The 15,820-nt window shown below is 61.6% G+C and carries 14 protein-coding genes and 1 pseudogene; 7 read left to right on the plus strand and 8 right to left on the minus strand.

Going from position 1 to position 15,820, the window contains the following annotated elements; all coding sequences use genetic code 11:
- Window positions 1–39 precede the first annotated feature (39 nt).
- The 4 genes from AC6I7Z_RS09825 to AC6I7Z_RS09840 form a co-directional block, all read right to left on the minus strand.
- Window positions 40–1,233, minus strand: a complete 1,194-nt coding sequence (locus AC6I7Z_RS09825) for an MFS transporter (RefSeq protein ID WP_497814061.1) — start codon at window positions 1,231–1,233, stop codon at window positions 40–42.
- Window positions 1,234–1,378: 145 nt separating this feature from the next.
- A complete protein-coding gene (locus tag AC6I7Z_RS09830) occupies window positions 1,379–2,713 on the minus strand; it encodes a c-type cytochrome (RefSeq protein WP_497814062.1) in 1,335 nt (444 codons plus the stop codon).
- Window positions 2,714–2,738: 25 nt separating this feature from the next.
- Window positions 2,739–4,973 carry a xanthine dehydrogenase family protein molybdopterin-binding subunit gene (locus tag AC6I7Z_RS09835; RefSeq protein ID WP_497814063.1) on the minus strand — a complete coding sequence of 745 codons (2,235 nt, stop codon included), beginning with the start codon at window positions 4,971–4,973 and terminating at the stop codon, window positions 2,739–2,741.
- Entirely contained in the window at window positions 4,970–5,428 is a 459-nt protein-coding gene (locus AC6I7Z_RS09840; RefSeq protein ID WP_497814064.1) for a (2Fe-2S)-binding protein, read from the minus strand. Before AC6I7Z_RS09840 ends, AC6I7Z_RS09835 begins: the two co-directional genes overlap by 4 nt.
- A 253-nt stretch (window positions 5,429–5,681) precedes the next feature.
- On the opposite strand from AC6I7Z_RS09840, the gene AC6I7Z_RS09845 reads away from it, so the two are divergent.
- The gene (locus AC6I7Z_RS09845) at window positions 5,682–6,560 is read left to right on the plus strand and encodes a LysR family transcriptional regulator (protein WP_048786863.1); all 879 of its coding nucleotides are present in this window, start codon (window positions 5,682–5,684) and stop codon (window positions 6,558–6,560) included.
- Between the two features lie 9 nt (window positions 6,561–6,569).
- Here AC6I7Z_RS09845 and AC6I7Z_RS09850 read toward each other — a convergent pair whose 3' ends face one another.
- Window positions 6,570–7,466: a LysR substrate-binding domain-containing protein gene (locus AC6I7Z_RS09850; protein ID WP_497814065.1), complete on the minus strand. Its 897-nt coding sequence runs from the start codon at window positions 7,464–7,466 to the stop codon at window positions 6,570–6,572.
- A 196-nt stretch (window positions 7,467–7,662) separates the two neighbouring features.
- On the opposite strand from AC6I7Z_RS09850, the gene AC6I7Z_RS09855 reads away from it, so the two are divergent.
- The 5 genes from AC6I7Z_RS09855 to AC6I7Z_RS09875 all read left to right on the plus strand — a co-directional run bounded on the left by AC6I7Z_RS09855 (window position 7,663) and on the right by AC6I7Z_RS09875 (window position 13,010).
- On the plus strand, window positions 7,663–8,412 hold the full coding sequence (locus AC6I7Z_RS09855; RefSeq protein ID WP_497814066.1) for an SDR family NAD(P)-dependent oxidoreductase: 750 nt from the start codon (window positions 7,663–7,665) through the stop codon (window positions 8,410–8,412).
- Between the two features lie 55 nt (window positions 8,413–8,467).
- Window positions 8,468–9,766 (plus strand): MFS transporter, encoded by a 1,299-nt coding sequence (locus AC6I7Z_RS09860; protein WP_427106420.1) that lies wholly within the window; start codon window positions 8,468–8,470, stop codon window positions 9,764–9,766.
- Window positions 9,767–9,778: 12 nt separating this feature from the next.
- The gene (locus AC6I7Z_RS09865) at window positions 9,779–10,618 is read left to right on the plus strand and encodes a transketolase (protein WP_497814067.1); all 840 of its coding nucleotides are present in this window, start codon (window positions 9,779–9,781) and stop codon (window positions 10,616–10,618) included.
- A 1-nt stretch (window position 10,619) separates the two neighbouring features.
- Window positions 10,620–11,636, plus strand: a complete 1,017-nt coding sequence (locus AC6I7Z_RS09870; RefSeq protein ID WP_048786859.1) for a transketolase family protein — start codon at window positions 10,620–10,622, stop codon at window positions 11,634–11,636.
- A 312-nt stretch (window positions 11,637–11,948) separates the two neighbouring features.
- Complete coding sequence (locus AC6I7Z_RS09875; RefSeq protein ID WP_497814068.1) at window positions 11,949–13,010, plus strand: NAD(P)H-dependent flavin oxidoreductase; 1,062 nt, start codon at window positions 11,949–11,951, stop codon at window positions 13,008–13,010.
- An 18-nt stretch (window positions 13,011–13,028) separates the two neighbouring features.
- On the opposite strand, the pseudogene AC6I7Z_RS09880 reads toward AC6I7Z_RS09875, so the two are convergent.
- The 3 genes and pseudogenes from AC6I7Z_RS09880 to AC6I7Z_RS09890 form a co-directional block, all read right to left on the minus strand.
- Window positions 13,029–13,575, minus strand: a pseudogene (locus tag AC6I7Z_RS09880) (NUDIX domain-containing protein).
- A gap of 36 nt (window positions 13,576–13,611) precedes the next feature.
- Complete coding sequence (locus AC6I7Z_RS09885; protein ID WP_497814069.1) at window positions 13,612–13,941, minus strand: SMR family transporter; 330 nt, start codon at window positions 13,939–13,941, stop codon at window positions 13,612–13,614.
- A 161-nt stretch (window positions 13,942–14,102) separates the two neighbouring features.
- Entirely contained in the window at window positions 14,103–14,363 is a 261-nt protein-coding gene (locus AC6I7Z_RS09890; protein WP_497814070.1) for a hypothetical protein, read from the minus strand.
- Between the two features lie 280 nt (window positions 14,364–14,643).
- Between AC6I7Z_RS09890 and hpxO the strand changes: the two genes are divergently transcribed.
- Window positions 14,644–15,801 (plus strand): FAD-dependent urate hydroxylase HpxO, encoded by a 1,158-nt coding sequence (hpxO, locus tag AC6I7Z_RS09895; RefSeq protein ID WP_497814071.1) that lies wholly within the window; start codon window positions 14,644–14,646, stop codon window positions 15,799–15,801.
- The last annotated feature ends 19 nt before the right edge of the window (window positions 15,802–15,820 follow it).

Below are 15,820 nucleotides of genomic sequence, written 5' to 3' on the forward strand. Positions count from 1 at the left end.
GCGCTTGCCCTGGCGGTAATTAAGTCGACAATGCCCGCCTTAGCGTACGGCATGTCGGTAACGATCGCGGCGGCTCGCCAGCACGGAAAAGATAGCCGAGATAATTAGCAGCGCCAGGCCAAAGGCGAAGGGGCTCCACCAACCTGCCGCGTCAAACAGTTCGCCGCCCAGCGCCGCGCCCAGGGTGATCGCCAGCTGGATCACGGCTACCATCAGGCCGCCGCCCGCCTCCGCGTTTTCCGGCAGCGCGCGGCTCAGCCATAGCCCCCATGCGACCGGCGCAGGCGTGGCGATCAGGCCCCACGCGGCTAACAGCACGCCCGTTATCAGCAGCGAATGTCCCTGCCAGATCAGCAGCGCAGCCAGCGCTGCCATCGCCAGCGGGATCAGGATCAGCCAGCGAAACAGATGTCGCTGCAGCAGCAGGCCGACCGACCAGGTTCCCAGCAGTCCCGCTGCGCCCAACAGCAGCAAAACAAACGAAAGCTCGCTGACGCTGGCTCCTGTAACCGACTCCATAAACGGGCGTAGATAGGTGAAGATCGCAAACTGCCCCATAAACAGCGTCAGCAGCGCGGCCATTCCCGCCGCGACGTGCGGCAAGCCAAGCAGGCGCAGCGGGTTCGCGCTGTGGTTATCGCCCTGCGCAGGCAGCGACGGAATCGCGCGCCACTGCCAGATAAAGGCGCCGACGGCCAGCGGCACGACGATAAAAAACGCCCCGCGCCAGCCGATATACTGGCCGAGAAAACTCCCCAGCGGCGCGGCGACGGTGGCCGCCAGCGCATTGCCACCGTTAATCAGCGCCAGCCCTTTCGCCACCGCATGCGGCGGCGCGAGGCGCATAATGGTCGCCGTCGACATCGACCAGAATCCGCCGATCGCCACGCCGAGCAGCGCGCGTCCGACAATAAAAACTAGTCCGTCTGGCGCGAATGTGACAGTCAGGCCGGAAATTGTCAGTAAAAGCGTAAAGGCGATCAGCACTTTTTTACGGTCGAAACGACCGGTTAACGGCGTATTAAGCAGGCTGGTCAGCACCGCGAAAAAACCGCTGACGGAGATCGCCTGGCCCGCCTGTCCCTGGCTAATGCCCAGATCCTGCGCCACCGGCGTCAACAGACTAACGGGCATAAATTCCGAGGCGATCAGCACCACGACGCCAAGCGCCATAGAGAAAATAGCGCCCCAGACAGCGTGGTGACGCGAGGCGTGAGTTGTCATAGTTGTCATCGGTTAATCCATAAGTTTCAATGCCGTAAGATGCTACCCAAACTGCCGGCATGAATTAACCTGGATAAACGGGATGTAATTGTGAATTAAATTCAATAATGGCCGAGGGGCCGCGCTAAAACCAGGCGGCGCCCCTCGGCATGGCTTAACGCATCTGCAAAATGATCGGGTTGCTGCTGGCGGGATCGGTGTGCTGACGCATCTCCGCTACCGCTTTCGCCTCTGTCTGCGCCCCGCCGTTACCCCAGGATGAGCGAATATAGTTGAGCACATCTGCTACCTCACGATCGGAAAGCTGTTTGCGGTATGGCGGCATCCGATAGGCGTCCGGCACGCCGCCGGCAACCACGCGGGCGGAGCCGTTCAGCACGATATTGATCGCCGAAGAGGCATCGACCTGCATCGAAGTGGCGCCTGCCAGCGGCGGGATCCACGGCGCCTGTCCGCGTCCGTCGGCGCCATGGCAGCTGCTGCAGCGCGCGATAAAGGTCTGCTCGCCTGGATGGCGCGCGCCCTGTTCGCTTCTCGCCGCGTAATGCCAGGCGTTGCCGCTGTCGTTGCTGCCCGGCGGCAGCGACTTGAGGTAGTGCGCGATGGCGCGCAGATCGTCGTCGCGCATAAACTGGGTAGAGTTGTTAAACGCATCCGTCATCGAGCCGAACACCACGCCGTGGGCGTTGCGTCCGGTTTTCAGAAAAGTTACTACCTCCTCTTCGCTCCAGCGGCTTATCCCGGTGCTGGCGTCGCCGCGCAGGCTGGGCGCATACCAGCCGTCAAGCAGCGCGCCCGCCAGATAGTCCGGGCTGCGCGCATCCAGCGCTTTTTCGTTGAAGGCCAGGCCGCGCGGCGTATGGCAACTGCCGCAGTGGCCGGGCCCCTCCACCAGGTAGGCGCCGCGGTTCCAGAGCGCGTCGCGGTTCGCCACCGTCTGCCAGGGTTCGCCGCTGGCGAACGCGGCGCGCCACAGCGCCAGCGGCCAGCGCATGTTGAGCGGCCAGGGGATCTCTGAGGGCTGATTTTGCCGCGAGGCGGGCTGCACGCCGTGCATCATAAAAGCATAGAGCGCGCGGATATCCTCATCGCTCAGCTTCTGATAAGAGGGAAATGGCATTGCCGGATAGAGCCGATGTCCGTCCTGCGCCACGCCCTGACGCACCGCGCGATCGAAGTCAGCCAGCGAATAGCGGCCAATACCGCTCTCGCGGTCGGGCGTAATATTGGTGGTATAGATTTTCCCGACCGGCGTCGCCATCGCCAGACCGCCGGAAAATGGCGCATTCTCCGGCGTACTGTGGCAGGCGACGCAGTCGCTCAGACGCGCGACATATTCGCCGCGCTGGATAAGATCCGGCGGCGCGGCGGTCCCGGCGTTCGCTTCATTGTCGAAAGGCGACGCGGGCGTACGCAGCATCCACAGCAGCGCGCCCGCTGCGATAGTGAGCGCTGCAATCAGCAGCAGGCAGAGCCTTTTCCTGGTCATGATGTTTTCCTTAAGAACCTGCGGCTCAGGTAAAGTTGTAGCGTGAAAGCGGCATAGAGCGAATACGCTGACCGGTCAGTCTGGAGACCGCATTCGCCACCGCGGGCGGCACGGCGGGCAGCGGTGGTTCGCCGATGCCGCCCATTTTGGCGCCGCTCTCGATAATGCGTACCTCGACCTGCGCCATGCGCGACGCTGGCAGGATCGGATAGAGATCGAAATTACGCGCCACCGGCTGCCCCTTCTCAAACAGCGCCTCTTCCAGCAGAACCTGCGACAGCCCCAGCGCGACCGCGCCGTTGACCTGCGCCTCGACGATGGCCGGATTAACGATGCTGCCGGGATCGATCGCTTCCCAGACTCGATGCACTTTGACCTGCCCATTCTCAATCGAAACTTCCGCTATCGCCGCCGCCTCGGTGCCGAACGGCGACGCCATCGCCACGCCGCGGGCGCGCCGGCTGCCATCTTCGGCGGTATAAGGGCCCGGTTTCCAGCCGCCGGAGAGATCGGCCACCGCGTGCAGCAGCGTCGTCAGGCGCGCATTGCCCTTCAGCAGCCGCAGACGCAGCTCAAAGGGATCGAGCCTGCCGTGGTCCGCGATCTCGTCGAGAAAGCTTTCATAAAGAAAGTCGTTCATCGAGTTGCCGACCGAGCGCCAGTAGCCCAGCTTTACCGGCCCTTTTTTATAGATCTGCGCGATGCGCAGGTGGGGAATGTCATAGGATTTGCCGGTCAACCCCTCAGTGGCGGTGGGATCGAGCTTATCGCCCTGTTTACCGGAGATGCCTTCGGTCGGGCCTTCGCAGATGCTGATCGCTTCCAGCGCCAGCGGATAGCCCTGGTTATCAAGTCCGGCGCGGAAGCGCACCGCCGCCATCGGGCGATGGGTGTCGCGCAGAAACTCCTCTTCGCGGCTCCAGATTAGCTTAACTGGACGGCCGACCGCCTTCGCCAGCTCAACCGCCTGCGGCCAGGCCATCGCCCCGTCATAGACAAAGTGACGCCCGAAAAAGCCGCCCAGCAACGGGGAGTGAATCAGGATTTTGCTGGCGTCGAGCCCGGTGCGTTTCGCCACCTCGCCCTGGAACATCTCCGGCGCCTGGTTAGGGATCCACAGCTCCAGCGTGCCGTCGTCGTTAAAGCGCGCCAGCGCCGAAGGCGGCTCCAGCTGAGCATGATTTAGATACTGGCTGTGGTAGGTGGCGCTGAGCGTGGTTTTGGCGGCGGACATGCCCGCGGCCAGGTCGCCTTTGACCTCTGCATCCTGGCCGTCGCCCGGTTCGTCCGCCAGCGTGCGGGCGAAATCGTCAGAGGAGAAATCCGGCGGCATTAGCCCGGCGTCGTCAGGCGCCAGCCATTCTACCTGGAGCGCCTCAACCGCGCGTTTCGCCTGCCACCAACGCTCGGCGACCACCGCCACCGCGTCCGGCAGCCGGTGCACCGAGTGCACGCCCTTCATCGCCCTGACCTGCGACTCGTTGCGCCATGCGCCCGGCGTCATGCCAAAACGCGGCGCGTGCTGCACCGCCGCATGCAGCATATCGTCGACGCGGCAGTCGATGGTGTAAACCGCCTGCCCGGTCGATTTCTCCCAGGCGTCGAGGCGCTTGACGGGCTTGCCGATCCAGCGGAACTGCGAGGGATCTTTCAGGCTGACCGCGTCCGCAGGCGGAACCGGCAGATCGCGCGCGCGGCTGGCCAGCTCGCCGTAGGTCAGCGTCCGCCCTGAAGCGTCGTGTACCACCTTCCCCGGCTCGGTGCGCAGCGAGGCGAGCGGCACCGCCAGCGCGCTTGCCGCCGCCTGCAGCAGCATATGGCGCGCCAGCGCGCCGAGACGGCGCATGGTGGTGTAGCTGGTTCGCACCGACTGGCTGCCGCCGGTGATGCGCATGCCGCTGTCCATGACCTTGTACTCGTCGCCAGCCGGGGCGTTCTCAACGACAAAGGTGGCGGGATCGGCATCCAGCTCTTCGCCGACGATCTGCGCCATGGCGGTAAAGATCCCCTGTCCGCCTTCGATAAACGGTGATAAAAAACGCACGCTGCTGTCAGGACGGATCTCAAGAAAGGCGGGCACGCGCGTGCCGGGCGGCAGGCTCTGCTGCGCAGCCTGGGCGCGCGGCTGGCCTAATGGCAGGCCGATGCCCAGCACCAGTGCCCCCGCTACGCTGCCCGACGCCAGCAAAAAGCGGCGGCGCGACAGGTTGGCGGGGTCATCGCCGAGGGAAAATTCAGATGATGCGGGCTGTTTTCTCACCGATCGCCTCCCTGACCCGCCACCTCGTGGATGGCCGCGCTAATGGCGTTATAAGTGCCGCAGCGGCAAAGATTCACCATCGCCGCCGCGATCTCCTGGTCTGAAGGATGGGCGTTCTGCCTGAGCAGCGCGGTTGCCGCCATCACCTGTCCCGACTGGCAGTAGCCGCACTGCGGCACCTGATGCTTCACCCAGGCCGCCACCACGCGCTTGCCTACGTCGTCGCTCTCGATCGCTTCAATGGTGGTGATCTGCTTTCCGGCGACCTGATCGATCGGGGTTACGCAGGATCGCACAACCTGCCCGTCGATCATCACCGAACAGGCGCCGCACTGCGCCAGACCGCAGCCATATTTCGTTCCCGTCATACCCAGATCGTCGCGTATTACCCAGAGTAACGGCGTATCCCCTTCGGCATCGACCTGAACGGTTTTATTGTTTATCTGAATATCCATAGTGCTCCGGTCTTAATCGCTTTTGCTTTCACCCTATCCTTACAGAGAATAATGGAATGATTAACCGACTCTCGCCGCATACGCTGCTGAATAAAATTCATTAATTAACGAAACGCCCGCGCAGCGCCATTTATCGGCGCATTGCGGCTTTTAATGATCCGTGCGATTAGCGAAATGGCGTTGGATTCATTCTCCTGACCAGGCTAATTTGCCTGTCTCTGTGAATTAAAATCATAAATAAGGACGGGATAAGATGAACGATATTCAGGCATTTATTGCTGTGGCGCGCGAGCAGAGTTTTACCAAAGCAGCGGCAGGCCTGGGTGTGAGTCCGTCGGCGCTCAGCCACACCATCCGCAATCTGGAAGAGCGTATTGGCGTGCGCCTGCTGGCGCGCACCACGCGCAACGTCGCGCCAACCGAAGCGGGCGAACGGTTGCTGCAGTCCGTGGCGCCCTTGTTCGAACAGATCAACAGCGAAATTGCGCGCATTGGGGAATTACGCAATACCCCGGCCGGCAATATACGCATCACCTGTTCCGACGATGCCGCCGAGATCCTGCTGCGCCCTGCGCTGCCCGCCTTTTTTGCCAGCTATCCCGATATCAGCGTGGAAATCTGCATCGACTACGGCTTTACCAATATCGTCACCGAACGTTTCGATGCCGGCATTCGACTGGGGGAGTCGATCAGCCGCGATATGATTGCGGTGCGCCTCGGGCCCGACTGGCGGCTGGCGGTGGTCGGCACGCCCGCCTATTTTCAGGCGCATCCGGTTCCGGTGGTTCCGCAGGATCTGACAGCGCACCGCTGCATCAATATCCGCCACTCGCCGGGCGGCAGCGTCTACGCGTGGGAGTTTGAAAAAGCGGGCCGCAAGTTAACGATTCGGGTAAACGGTCCGCTGCTGTCCAACAGCATTATCCATGTGCTGAACGGGGCGCTGGACGGCATTGGCCTGGCCTGTGTGCCGGAGCATATGGCGCGTCCCCATATCGAGGCGGGCCGCCTGATTGAAGTGCTCGCCGACTGGAGCCCGTTGTTCGAGGGCTATCACCTTTACTATCCCAACCGACGCAACACCTCTTCCGCCTTCGCCGCTTTTGTCGAGGCTGTCCGATACCGTGGCTGACGCTGCGCGTCAGGCGTCCAGCTGCGCCTGAATCCACTGCAAAAAGTAACTGACGCGCGGAAACTGCGCATAGCCGCGCGGATAAACCAGGTGATGGGCGCTGACCGGCAGGCTCATGGCGTCGTCAAATACTCTGACCAGTTTGCCGCTGCGAAGATAGTCGGCGGCCAGCAGTTCGCTTTCGAAGATCAGCCCGTGGCCAAGCATCGCCGCCTCCAGGCTCATATAGGATCGGTCGAAGCGAAACAGCCACTCCTGAGTCGGCTGCGGCAATTGCTGCGTGGCGAACCACTGCGGCCACTGAATTAACGGCGATTCGGAAAGGATCAGCGCGTGGTTATTTAATTCGTCCGGCGAGCGCAGCGGATATTTATCCAGATAGTCGGGCGACGCCAGCACCGACATTTTTTCATGGCGAATTGTTTTTATTTCAAACGCCTTCCATTCCGGAAAGCCATGGCGCACCGCAATATCAATATTATCGCGACTGAAGGATAAGTTCTCATAGGAGCAGGAGAGCGAAACCTGTATGTCCGGGTGCGCTTCGCGAAACTGATGAATTCGCGGCAGCAGCCATAACAGCCCAAAACTGGGCGCGCAGTGAATGCACAGCGCGCTGCGATCTTTCTCATTGCACAGCCGCGCTGTCGCCTGCGTCAGGCTAAGGATTAGCGGCCGAATCTCCGCTAAATAGCGCTCGCCCGCCAGGGTTAACGCTACCCCTTTCGCCGAGCGGTGGAACAGAATCGAGCCCAGCTCTTTTTCCAGTTTCGCCAGCTGGTGGCTCGCCGCCGAGGGGGTGATATTTAATTTTTCCGCCGCGCGCGCCACGTTTCCTGATTGCGCCACTTCCTCAAAGACGCGCAGCGATTTTAATGAAGGGAGCTGGCTGACTGGCTTTTCCATAACTATTCCCGCTCACGGTTTTGTGATTTATATCCGTTTTAAACATTGAAAATTGTTAACTGCATCAAACCAACAATTTCATTCAGCATCAAATGAATTTTTTTGCATTGCCACTTTGCGCGCTATTTCTGATGCTGAGGATGAACCCTGCCGGTAGCGATACCGAACCCTATAAAAAAAGAATCTGGAGTCAGTTATGTTGCTGAAAGAGAAAGTTGCGATTATTACGGGCGCCGCGTCTCAGCGCGGTATTGGACGCGCTACGGCCGCCTGCTTCGCTCACCACGGCGCGCGCGTGGTAGTGCTCGATCTTGATGAAGCGGCAGCGCAGCGCACCGCGCTGGAGCTGGGATCCGGCCATCTGGGCCTTGCGGCCAACGTCACCGACGCCGAGGCGATTCAGCGCGCCGTCGCTGATGTCCTGAAGGAGTATGGCCGCATCGACGTGCTGGTGAATAACGCCGGCATTACGCAGCCGGTGAAAACGCTGGAAATCGGCCTCGAAGACTACAACCGTATACTGGATGTCAACCTGCGCGGCACGCTGCTGATGTCGCAGGCGGTGATCCCTGTGATGCAGCGTCAGGGCGGCGGCAGCATCGTCTGTCTCTCGTCGGTATCGGCGCAGCGCGGCGGCGGCATCTTCGGCGGTCCGCACTACAGCGCTGCAAAGGCGGGCGTCCTGGGCCTGACCAAAGCGATGGCGCGCGAGTTCGGGTCGGATCAGATTCGCGTCAACGCCCTGACGCCCGGCCTGATCCAGACCGATATCACCGGCGGACTGCTGCATGACGAGCGCCGTCACGCCATTATCGATTCGATTCCTCTGGGGCGCCTCGGCGCGGCTGACGACGTGGCGCACGCCGCGCTGTTTCTCGCCAGCGATCTCTCCAGCTACCTCACCGGCGTCACTTTAGACGTGAACGGCGGCATGCTGATCCACTGATCGTCCCCCTTTTCTCCAGCAGCCAGGCTGCTGGTTCACTCCCGGAGTGTTAATCATGACAACGCTGAATATCGGTGCGGCGGTCGCTGCGCGCGACGGCGCCTATCGCAAAATCGCCTGGCGCCTGATGCCGTTCTTAATGTTGTGTTACCTCTGCGCCTATCTGGATCGCGTCAACGTCGGCTTCGCCAAGCTGCAAATGATGGACGATCTCTCGCTGAGCGAAACGGTCTACGGCCTCGGCGCCGGGATCTTTTTTCTCGGTTACTTTTTCTTTGAGGTGCCCAGCAACCTGATCCTGCATCGCGTCGGCGCGCGCCGCTGGATCGCCCGCATTATGATCACCTGGGGCCTGATCTCCGGCGCCTTCGCCTTTGTCGAGACTGCCTGGCAGTTCTATCTGCTGCGCTTCCTGCTGGGCGTGGCCGAAGCCGGACTGGCGCCCGGGTTGCTGCTCTATCTCACCTACTGGTTTCCCGCTCAACGTCGGGCGCGCATGACGGTGCTCTGGTTCGTCGCTATTCCGCTCTCCGGCATGATCGGCGGCCCGCTCTCCGGCTGGATTATGGAAACCTTCGCCGGATCGCACGGCTGGGCCGGCTGGCAGTGGATGTTCATGCTGGAGGCGATCCCGACCATTCTGATGGGGTTTGTGGTGCTGGTGGTGCTGAAAGATCGCGTCGAACAGGCGAGCTGGCTCGATGAAGGCGAAAAACGTATGGTGCGCGCCGATCTGGATGAGGATAACCAGCAAAAGTCGCATCACGGCACTATCAAAGAGTTTGTGGCGGACAAACGCCTCTGGACGCTTGCGGCGATCTACTTTTGCGTGGTGATGGGTCAATACGCCCTGACCTTCTGGCTGCCGACGCTGGTAAGAAATGCCGGCATCCGCGAGCCGCTGCATATCGGCCTGCTCACCAGTCTGCCCTATCTGTGCGCCATCGTGTTTATGCTGATGGCGGGCCGCAGCGGCGATCGCCATCGCGAGCGGCGCTGGCACCTTATCGTACCGATGGTGCTCGGCATGGCGGGTCTGACGATGGCAACCCTGCTGGGCCACAGCGTCACGCTGTCGCTGTTCTTTCTATGCCTGGCGGCGGCGGGGATTCTCTCCGCCTCGTCGCTGTTCTGGATGCTGCCGACCAATCTGCTGGGCGGCGTCTCTGCCGCCGCGGGCATCGCGGCGGTGAACTGCATCGCCAATCTCGCCGGCTTTTTTTCGCCCTGGCTTATCGGCTCGATTACCACGCTGACCGGCTCGCCCGCGTCGGGCATGTACTTTATCGCTGCGGTTCTGCTGCTCGGCGCGCTCTGCGTGCTGCGTATTCGGGCTGCGGACGTTAATCGTTAATCAGGAGGTTCTATGCATACCCTTACTTCGTCGGCACCGCTGACCCTACGACAGCGCGCCACGCGCATTCGACGCCATGCGCTGCTGATGGGCCAGGTTCAGGGCCAGGGCTATATCGGTCAGGCGCTGGGCGCCGCCGATCTGCTCGCCGTGAGCTATTTCCACGCGCTGAACTATCGCGCCGAGGATCCCGAATGGGAAGGTCGCGATCGTTTCTATCTCTCTATCGGCCACTACGCTATCGCCCTCTATGCGGCGCTGCTGGAGGCGGGCGTCATTCCCGAAGCGGAGCGTGAAACCTACGGCAGCGACGAGAGTCGTCTGCCAATGTCGGGCATGGCGGCCTATACGCCCGGTATGGAGATCACCGGCGGCTCGCTCGGCCACGGCCTGGGCATTGCGGTTGGCGCCTGCCTGGGGCTGAAGCGTAAGGGCTCGACCTCGCGGGTCTATAACCTGCTTTCCGACGGGGAACTGAATGAGGGATCGACCTGGGAGGCCGCCATGTCGGCGTCACACTGGCGGCTCGATAATCTGATCGCGATTATCGACGTCAATAACCAGCAGGCGGACGGCCATAGCAGCGAGATTCTGGCGTTTGAGCCCATCGTCGAGCGCTGGCAGGCTTTCGGCTGGTATGCGCAGCGGGTGGACGGCAACGATATCGATGCGCTGGTCGCCGCCTTTGACGCCGCGCGCGACTGGCCGCAAGCGCAGCCGCGCGTAATTATATGTGATACCCGAATGGGCAAAGGCGTGCCTTTCCTGGAAACCCGGGAGAAAACCCATTTTATCCGCGTCGACGCCGATGAGTGGGATAAAGCCCTTACTGTGCTGGAACAGGGAGAATAAGATGAGTACTTCAACGGTAAAAAAACGCCTGACGACCTCGGCGATGATCGCCTCGATTGCCGCCGAGGGCCAGCCGACGGAAGCTGCGCCTTTTGGCCATGCGCTGGTCGAGCTGGCGCGTCAGCGCCAGGATATCGTCGGCTTAACCGCCGACCTGAGTAAATATACCGATCTGCACCTCTTCGCCGACGCCTTTCCTGACCGTTTCTTTCAGATGGGCATGGCGGAGCAGCTGCTGATGAGCGCAGCCGCCGGCATGGCGCGCGAAGGCTTTACGCCGTTCGTCACCACCTACGCGGTGTTCGCCTCGCGCCGCGCCTATGACTTTATCTGCATGGCGATCGCCGAAGAGAATCTGAACGTGAAAATCGCCTGCGCCCTGCCCGGGCTCACTACCGGATACGGTCCGAGCCATCAGGCGACCGAGGATCTGGCGATATTTCGCGGCATGCCTAACCTGACGATTATCGATCCCTGCGATTCGCGGGAAATCAGCCAGGTGGTGCCGGCCATCGCCGACCATCAGGGGCCGGTCTATATGCGCCTGCTGCGCGGCAAGGTGCCGCTGGTGCTGGATAAGTATGACTATCGCTATCAGCACGGCAAAGCGCAGCGGCTGCGCTCAGGCAAACATGCGGTGATTATCAGCAGCGGCTTAATGACGATGCGCGCGCTGGAGGCGGCTGAACAGCTGGAGAGCCGCGGCATTGAGGTCGGCGTGGTGCACTCGCCGGTGATCAAGCCGCTGGACGAGGCGACGATACTGCGCGAGGCCGGCGAAGCGGTCAGCGCGGGACGGCTGGTGATTACGGCGGAAAACCACTCGATTACCGGCGGCCTGGGCGAAGCCATCGCGGCAACGCTGCTGCGCCACGGTGTGACGCCCCGTTTCCGGCAGATCGCCCTGCCCGATGCCTTTCTCGACGCGGGCGCGCTGCCAACGCTGCACGATCGCTACGGCATTTCGACTCAGGCGATGGTGACGCAGATTACGGCGTGGCTGGAGCATGGCATCTGACAGATGGCAACGATCCGGAAGCCCTGCGCTTCCGGACGGATAAGCCAGTCGCCTTCTCTGTTAAGCAAGATGTATTTGCACAGATGTTGATGGTGGATATTATAGATAAGCTTTATGTATGCTGTAACTAAATGGAGCGCTATCTTCTCCCTGTTCGCTATAGGGTCTGTTATCACTCTTATCGACGGTGCACAGGCTGCTACGCCAGTCGAATTTTTGCTGCCTGACGCGCAGAGTTGAGCGCCGTAGTTGCGTTTCTCAGGCGGCGACGCGATGCTGCCCGCTGTCGATTCCACCAGCAGGAGAGCGAAGATGGATAATCCACTCTGCCGCGCTTTACAGATAGCCTTTCCTTTAATTCAGGCGCCAATGGCGGGCGTCTCTACTCCCGAACTGGCCGCCGCGGTGAGCAATGCGGGGGCGCTAGGCTCGATCAGCCTGGGCGCCTCAAACCAGCAGCAGGCCAGCGCCATGCTGAGCCGCCTGCGGCAGCTCACCGCCGCGCCGGTAAACGTGAATCTTTTTTGCCATGCCCCGCCGCAGCGCAATGCCGAACGCGAACGCGCCTGGCTGGCGCGCTTTGCGCCGCTGTTTGCGCAGTATGGCGCCCCGCCGCCGCCCGCGCTGAGCGAGATTTATCCGACGTTCAACGCCGCCTCCCCGCTGCTCGAACCGCTCCTTGAGGCTGCGCCCGCCGCGGTAAGCTTTCATTTCGGCCTGCCGGAGCAGTCGGTTATCGAGCGGCTGAAAAAGCAAGGTATGGTGACACTGGCGAGCGCCACTTCCGTTGAGGAAGCGCGTCTGGTCGCCGCCGCAGGCATCGATTTCGTGGTGGCGCAGGGTTTTGAGGCGGGCGGCCATCGCGGCATTTTCGATCCTGAACAGGCGGATGCGCAGATGAACACGCGGACGCTGGTACAGACAATCCGCAATGCGTGCGATCTTCCCGTTATCGCCGCAGGCGGCATCATGGACGGCAGCGATATCGCTGCAATGATGAAGCTCGGCGCAGCAGGCGTACAGCTCGGCACGGCCTTTCTACTCTGCCCTGAGTCGGCCACCAACGCCGCCTGGCGCGCGGCGCTGAAAAGTGACGCGGCCAGAGAGACCGAAATGACCGCCGCGATTTCCGGCCGCCCGGCTCGCTGCCTGAGCAACGCCTTTTGCCGCGCAACGCGCGGTATCTCTCAAGAGGCGATTCCGGACTATCCGCTGGCCTACTCGCTGGGCAAAGCGCTCGCCGCCGCAGCCGCCGCGCAGGGCGAGCACGGCTTTGGCGCGCAGTGGGCGGGCCAGGGCGCAGCGCGCGCGCGGGAAATGGCGGCGACGGAGCTGGTTAACACTCTGATTGCGGAATTTCGCGCGGCGCAGTAGCCCGCACCAGTCGCCCTTTTAAGGTGCGGGCTCCGCCAGCAGCATTAGCAGCGGCACCAGCGACAGCCCGTCCGGTATCTCGCCGTCAGCGATCATCTGGCGGATTTCGGTGCGGGTAAACCAGCCGGTGGCCATCACCTCATCCTGCGCTTCGTCCATGCCGACAAATTCCAGATCGGTGGCGACAAAGGTAATAAACAGCTGATCGCTGCTGCCATAAGAGGGGTTGTAGCGGATAAGCTCGCGAATAGAGCTGGCGCGATAGCCGCTCTCTTCCTGCAGTTTCCCGCCGCGCCGCGCAGGCGGGCGTTTCATCGGCGTCGACGCCGCCGGAGGGAATGGCCCACACCACGCGATCAATCAGATAACGATACTGCCGGATCAGCAGGATCTTCTCCTGCTGCATCGCCACAATGCCGACCGCAGGACGCTCATGATGCACGGCGTAGAAATCCCGTGGCGCGCCTTCGCTGAGCGCGATACGCGCTTTACGCACGCTAAACCAGGGGTTGTGCAGGAGGGTCTCTACTTCATGAATATCTGACTCGGTGAGCTGTTTTTTCACATTTATCTCCCGTCGATAAAGGTAAAACAGACTACCTTAGTGCCCCACCGTTTTGGAAAAAAGATTCACCACCAGCACGCCGGCGATGATCAGCGCGAGGCCGATGATAGCGGGCAGGTCGAGCTTCTGCTTGAACACCACCCAGCCGACGGCGGAAATCAGCACGATGCCGACGCCCGACCAGATAGCGTAGGCGATGCCGGTCGGCATGGTGCGCAGCACCAGCGTCAGGAAATAGAAAGCGATGACGTAGCCAGTCAGCGTCACCACCGCAGGCCAGAGCCGGGTAAAGGATTCTGAAGCCTTGAGGCTGCTGGTCGCGATCACTTCCGCCACGATGGCGATAAACAGATAAACGTAAGTCATAACATCCCTAAAAAAGGCGCGTAGATTGTCCGGCAGCAGCGCCGGTTCAGGCAGCACAAAAGAGCTATTTTAGGCGATGGCCAACAGGAAAGGGAAACGGCGGCGGACCAGTTTGACCTGAATCAATAAACGGCAAATCCGTTGATTTGCCGTTTAGGGCGTTATCTGCACTGGCTGGCGCAGTTCTGCACGCAGATCTGCGTCTGGCTGCTGCAGGAGCCGTTGCCGCGCGTATTGCAGTGCGAGCGCTCGACGTAGCAGTTCTGCTGACAGCTGGCGAGATCGCACTTCGCCGCTACCGGCGTCAGCTGAGCGATGGGCGCCCGTCCGCTAAACAGCGCTGATGACGCCGTCGGCTGGGCGGTAGCGCTCTGTCCCAGCAGTAAGGCGGTGATCAACAGTATGATGTAACGACTTTTCATTTTTGACTCTCCCCGGATGCAATCCCGACTAAGTATGGCTGGCGAACGGGCAACCGTCTGCGCCGCACGCCTAAAAGCGCCGGCCGATCACACTTCAGCTATCGGTCTGAAACAAAAGATTCACCCAGCCTGCAAAGCACCAAAAAGAGGCATTTTCACTGCCCGGTTGCCTGCTGCTGGCGCGCCCTCGCTGCGCTGAACGTGTCAAGGGCCCGCCTGACGGGCGCTGCCGGGTTGGTACAAAAGTTGCAGCCTCTACTCCATCGACAAGGAGAAAGATATGAAAGCGATTGTAATTGGCGGCGGCATTGGCGGCATGAGCGCGGCGCTAGCGCTGGAAAAAGCGGGCATCAAAACAGAAGTGTTTGAAGCGGTAAAAGAGATGAAGCCGGTGGGCGCCGCGATCTCAGTCTGGCCGAACGGCGTGAAGTGCCTGAACGCGCTAGGGCTGAAAGCGCAGCTGCGCGCCCTGAGCGGCAATATGGCCTTTATGGCCTACCAGGATTTCGCCAGCGGCGCGACCCTGACGCGTTTCAGTATGGAACCGCTGGTGCGCCAGGTTGGAGAATATCCCTCGCCGGTGGCGCGCGCCGAACTGCAGGCGATGCTGATCGACAGCTACGGACGCGAACGCGTCAGCTTCGGCAAACGCGTAGCGCAGGTCGAACAGCATGAGCACGGCGTCACCGCTCTCTTCGAAGACGGCACCACCGCGCAGGGCGACCTGCTGATCGCCGCCGACGGCGCGCATTCGGTTATCCGTCAAAGCGTGCTGGGCGAAAAAGTCGAACGCCGCTACGCCGGCTACGTCAACTGGAACGGCCTGGTGGAGATCGATGCGGCGCTGGCGCCCGACGATCAGTGGACCACCTTCGTCGGCGAAGGCAAACGCGTCTCGCTGATGCCGGTGAGCGGCAACCGCTTCTACTTCTTTTTTGACGTGCCTTTGCCGAAAGGCCTCGCGGAAGACCGCAGTACGGTAAAAGCGGATCTGCGCCGCTACTTCCAGGGCTGGGCGCAGCCGGTGCAGCGCCTTATCGACGCTATCGATCCGGCGACCACCAACCGCGTCGAAATCCACGATATCGATCCCTTTAGCCGTTTTGTCAGCGGGCGCGTCGCGCTGCTGGGCGATGCGGCGCACAGCACCACGCCGGACATTGGCCAGGGCGGCTGCGCGGCGATGGAGGATGCGCTGGTGCTGGCCGCCTCTCTCGCTGCCCACTCGCTGGGTATTGAGGATGCGCTGCAGCGTTATGAGTCGCGGCGCGTGAGCCGTACCCGCGATCTGGTGCTGAAAGCGCGCAAACGCTGCGACGTGACTCACGGTAAAGATCCCGCAGCGACCGCGGCCTGGTATCAGGAACTGCGGCAGGAAACCGGCGAGCGCGTGCTGGCGGGCATGTGCGAAACCATTGAGGGCGGGCCGCTGGGATAAAAAAGCGGGCATTGCGCCC

The sequence above is a fragment of the Pantoea sp. X-Soil-MYKO-1289 genome (assembly GCF_059730625.1).

Coding starts and splice junctions, on each gene's coding strand:
- AC6I7Z_RS09885 (WP_497814069.1), bottom strand. CDS start 13,941: ATGACTTACGTTTATCTGTTTATCGCCATCGTGGCGGAAGTGATCGCG.
- AC6I7Z_RS09845 (WP_048786863.1), top strand. CDS start 5,682: ATGAACGATATTCAGGCATTTATTGCTGTGGCGCGCGAGCAGAGTTTT.
- AC6I7Z_RS09890 (WP_497814070.1), bottom strand. CDS start 14,363: ATGAAAAGTCGTTACATCATACTGTTGATCACCGCCTTACTGCTGGGA.
- AC6I7Z_RS09825 (WP_497814061.1), bottom strand. CDS start 1,233: ATGACAACTATGACAACTCACGCCTCGCGTCACCACGCTGTCTGGGGC.
- AC6I7Z_RS09875 (WP_497814068.1), top strand. CDS start 11,949: ATGGATAATCCACTCTGCCGCGCTTTACAGATAGCCTTTCCTTTAATT.
- hpxO (WP_497814071.1), top strand. CDS start 14,644: ATGAAAGCGATTGTAATTGGCGGCGGCATTGGCGGCATGAGCGCGGCG.
- AC6I7Z_RS09870 (WP_048786859.1), top strand. CDS start 10,620: ATGAGTACTTCAACGGTAAAAAAACGCCTGACGACCTCGGCGATGATC.
- AC6I7Z_RS09840 (WP_497814064.1), bottom strand. CDS start 5,428: ATGGATATTCAGATAAACAATAAAACCGTTCAGGTCGATGCCGAAGGG.
- AC6I7Z_RS09850 (WP_497814065.1), bottom strand. CDS start 7,466: ATGGAAAAGCCAGTCAGCCAGCTCCCTTCATTAAAATCGCTGCGCGTC.
- AC6I7Z_RS09860 (WP_427106420.1), top strand. CDS start 8,468: ATGACAACGCTGAATATCGGTGCGGCGGTCGCTGCGCGCGACGGCGCC.
- AC6I7Z_RS09855 (WP_497814066.1), top strand. CDS start 7,663: ATGTTGCTGAAAGAGAAAGTTGCGATTATTACGGGCGCCGCGTCTCAG.
- AC6I7Z_RS09830 (WP_497814062.1), bottom strand. CDS start 2,713: ATGACCAGGAAAAGGCTCTGCCTGCTGCTGATTGCAGCGCTCACTATC.
- AC6I7Z_RS09865 (WP_497814067.1), top strand. CDS start 9,779: ATGCATACCCTTACTTCGTCGGCACCGCTGACCCTACGACAGCGCGCC.